Annotated in this window: 1 protein-coding gene and 2 pseudogenes; all 3 read right to left on the bottom strand. The window is 75.7% G+C overall.

What is annotated here, in order from left to right; all coding sequences use genetic code 11:
- A pseudogene (locus NBX02_RS13995) lies at window positions 1-563 on the bottom strand (zinc ribbon domain-containing protein); the annotation flags it as partial.
- The gene (locus NBX02_RS13990) at window positions 560-2,908 is read right to left on the bottom strand and encodes a serine/threonine-protein kinase (RefSeq protein ID WP_250287568.1); all 2,349 of its coding nucleotides are present in this window, start codon (window positions 2,906-2,908) and stop codon (window positions 560-562) included. The pseudogene NBX02_RS13995 and the gene NBX02_RS13990, both read right to left, overlap by 4 nt.
- Window positions 2,905-3,173, bottom strand: a pseudogene (locus NBX02_RS13985) (hypothetical protein); the annotation flags it as partial. The pseudogene NBX02_RS13985 and the gene NBX02_RS13990, both read right to left, overlap by 4 nt.

The raw sequence follows: 3,173 nt of genomic DNA, 5'->3' as shown, positions 1-3,173 counted from the left end.
ACCAGCGACTCGACGGCCGCCGTGGCCGCCGCCCGCGCCGCCGGGCCGGAGTCGGGCGCGGTCGACACGCCGTCGCAGACCACGGCGACCGGCCACGGCCCCAGCGCCATGCCCATCCCGTCCTCGTTGTCCCGGTGCGCCAGGCCCCGGTCGCTGACCCCCGCGATCCGGCCGAGGTCGGTTTCGACCCGGTCGGGCGGCAGTTGCCGGCCGGGCGCGCCCGGCGCGCCGGGGTCCCGCTGCCTCCCGCAGGTCGTGCAGAAGCCGTCGCCGTCGAACTCGGCCGCGCCGCAGCTCCGGCACGGCCCGGGGATGCGCAGCAGGGTGCCGCACGCCTCGCAGTAGGAGTCGGTGGCGAACGCCGGCGCGGCGCACTGTGGGCACGGGACCGCGTCGTCATCCATGGCGCCGTCGTCGACCGCGGTGCCGTCGCCGGCGGCCGGGTCCCCAGCGGCTGGGCCTGTGGCGGTCGGGCCTGTGGCGGCCGGGCCTGTGGCGGCCGGGCCTGTGGCGGCCGGGCCGTCGGTCACGACACCGTCGTCGATGTCCGGGTGCGGGCTCACGTCAGAGTCCTCGGCCGGACCCGGTTCGCCTCGTCGACGTAGGAGTACCGGCCGTCGACGGTGGGTGCCAGCCTGGCCAGCTCCCGGTAGGCAGCCTCGAGCCCGAACCGCAGGTCCTCCTCGCGCAGCGGCCGCCTCACCACCGTCACCGAGTCGTCCGGCACGACGGCGCCGGAGCCCACCAGGTCGACGGCGGTGGCCAGCAGGTCGCGTTCCAGCGCGGCGCGCCGGGCCGGGTCCAGGGTGAGCCGGCCGAGGACGGCCGACGCCTCGGCCAGCCCGGCCCGGTCGGGCGGACCGGCGGCCGTCACCGTCCCCAGCAGCCGGGCGAGCCTGACCTGGGCGTCGAGATAGGCCGCCGACGTCGGCGGCACCCGCCGGTAGGCGTCGGCGGCGCCCTGCCGGTCCCCGGCCGCCGTCCGCACCCTGGCCAGCCCGAACGCCGCGCTGGTGAACGAGTCGTCGGTGCTCGACACCACGTCGTACATCCGCTCGGCGTAGCCCGTGTCGCCGTCGGCCTCGGCGGCCAGTGCCAGCGCGAGCTTGGGCGCGAGCTCGCCCGGCGCCTCGCTGTAGACGCCGTCGAACTCGGCGCGCGCGGTGGCGACGTCGCCCTCGGCCAGCGCGACCAGGCCACGGTAGTAGCCGGCCCGCCAGTCCCACGGGTCCTCGTCCTCGATCGCGTCGAGCGTCCGGCGGGCCTGTTCGTACCGGCCGGCGTCGAGCTGGGCGCGGGCCAGCCGCAGCCGCACCTCGACGGTGGCCGGCTGGATCGCCGCCAGCAGCTCGGCGAGCGCGGCGGCGTCGGTGTCCGGCAGCGCGGCGAGCGTGCTGGCGGCCGGGTCGTCGGGATCGACCCGCAACGTCGGCAGCACGGAGGCGGCCGGCTCGGCCCGGCTGCCGTCCGGGTTCTCGCCGGTCAGGTGGGTGTCGCCGGTGAACCGCCGGCTCGGGGCGGGCGCCGGCATGCCACGTTCCGCGGCCACGACCTCGCGCAGCACGCCCAGCAGCTCGTCGTGCATCTCGTCGGCGCTGGCGAACCGGTCGTCCGGCGAAGATGCGGTGGCCTTCAGCAGGAACCGGTGCAGCGAGTCGTAGCGGAGCAGCGGCGGGTGGTCGTCCGGCGGCGGTAACGAGTGCTTGTACGTGGAGGTGTTGCCACGGAAGTCCAGGATCAGCGTGGCCAGCGTGCGTCCCAGCGTGTACAGGTCGGAGGTTACCGATGGTAACTGGTTGCCGACTTCCGGTGCCTGGTAGCCCGGCGTGCCGTAGACGTCGCTGCTGACGTCGTCGGCCCGGCGGACCGCGCCGAGGTCGATGAGCTTGAGGGTGTCCTGCCCGAGCATCACGTTGTCCGGCTTGAAGTCGCAGAACAGCAGGCCGTTGCGGTGCAGGTAGGCGAACGCCGGCAGCACCGCGAGCAGGTAGGAGACCGCCTCCGCCACCGGCAGCGGGTCCGGCTGGCCGAGCGCCGCGCGGCGCCGCCTGAGCAGCTCGCGCAGTGACGTCCCGCCGACGTACTCCATCACGATGTAGCCGGTCCCGGCATGCTCGACGAAAGTGTAGATCTTGACGATCGTCGGGTGGTCGACGGACGCGAGGAAGCGCCGCTCGGCGATGGCGGCGCTGTGGGCGCTGGCGTCCCCGACGTCGAGCAGCCCCTTGAGCACGACCCGCAGGCCCTCCACGCTGTGGTCGAGGGCCAGATAGATCCAGCCCTGGCCGCCATGGGTGATCGCGCCCACCACCTCGTAGCGGGGGGCCCTGTCGCTGGAGCTCACCGGGGGGCCGATCCTGTCGCCGGGGCGTAACCCCGGCTCGAACGAGAACGGCCGCTGGCAGTGGACGCAGAAGCCGGTCGTACGGCCCGGCCGCCCCTGCCGGCTGCGTCCCACCGGCTGCTCGCAGCCGCGGTTGCGGCAGAACCGCTTGTTCTCCGGCACCACCGGGCTGGTCCGTACCAGCGAGGCCGGGTCCGGGACGGTCGTCTCGGGCACCTGTACCAGCCCGGCGCCGAGCCGGCGCACCGACGACCTGGACGGCTTCGAGCCCCTGGCCCGGCCGGCCCGCGAGGCGCGGGACGAGACCAGTGACGAGGCGGAGCTCGACGCCGACGGGAACGACGGCCGCTGCCGCGACGGCACCGACAGGGCGGCCGGCCCGGGCCTCGGCGGGGCGGGGACCGACATGGCGGGCCCCGAGGCGGCGGAAGGGGATGCGGGGGATGCGGGAGAGGGGGCGGTCCCGCACTCGTCGCAGAACCCGTCCGGCTGGACCGTGCCGCCGCACCCCGGCTCCTGGCACCGGGCCCCGGCGGACGCCGCCGGGCTCGACTGCTGGCTCATCGCGTCGGCTCCTCGAGATCGGTGCGGTCGACCAGTTTCGCGGCGTACGACATCACGAGTTCGTCGGCCGCGTCGAGGTCGACCGGCGAGGTGTAGAGCGTCTCCCGCGCCCGCCGGAAGACGGCGTCGAGGTCCGGGGCCTGCGCCACGCCGTGGCGCACCGCCTTCGCGTGCAGCGCGTGGAGCAGCCCGCGCAGCTCGCCGCGCCGGTTCAGCGGCGCGGCGTTGGCCTCGGCGGCCTGCCGGGCGGTGGCCAGCGCCGAGG

The sequence above is a fragment of the Protofrankia sp. CiP1_Cm_nod1 genome (assembly GCF_920888515.1).
In the GTDB taxonomy this organism is placed as follows: Bacteria; Actinomycetota; Actinomycetes; order Frankiales; family Frankiaceae; genus Protofrankia.
The sequence above is the reverse complement of the archived record's forward strand: the minus strand, read 5'-3'. Positions and strand labels throughout refer to the sequence as shown.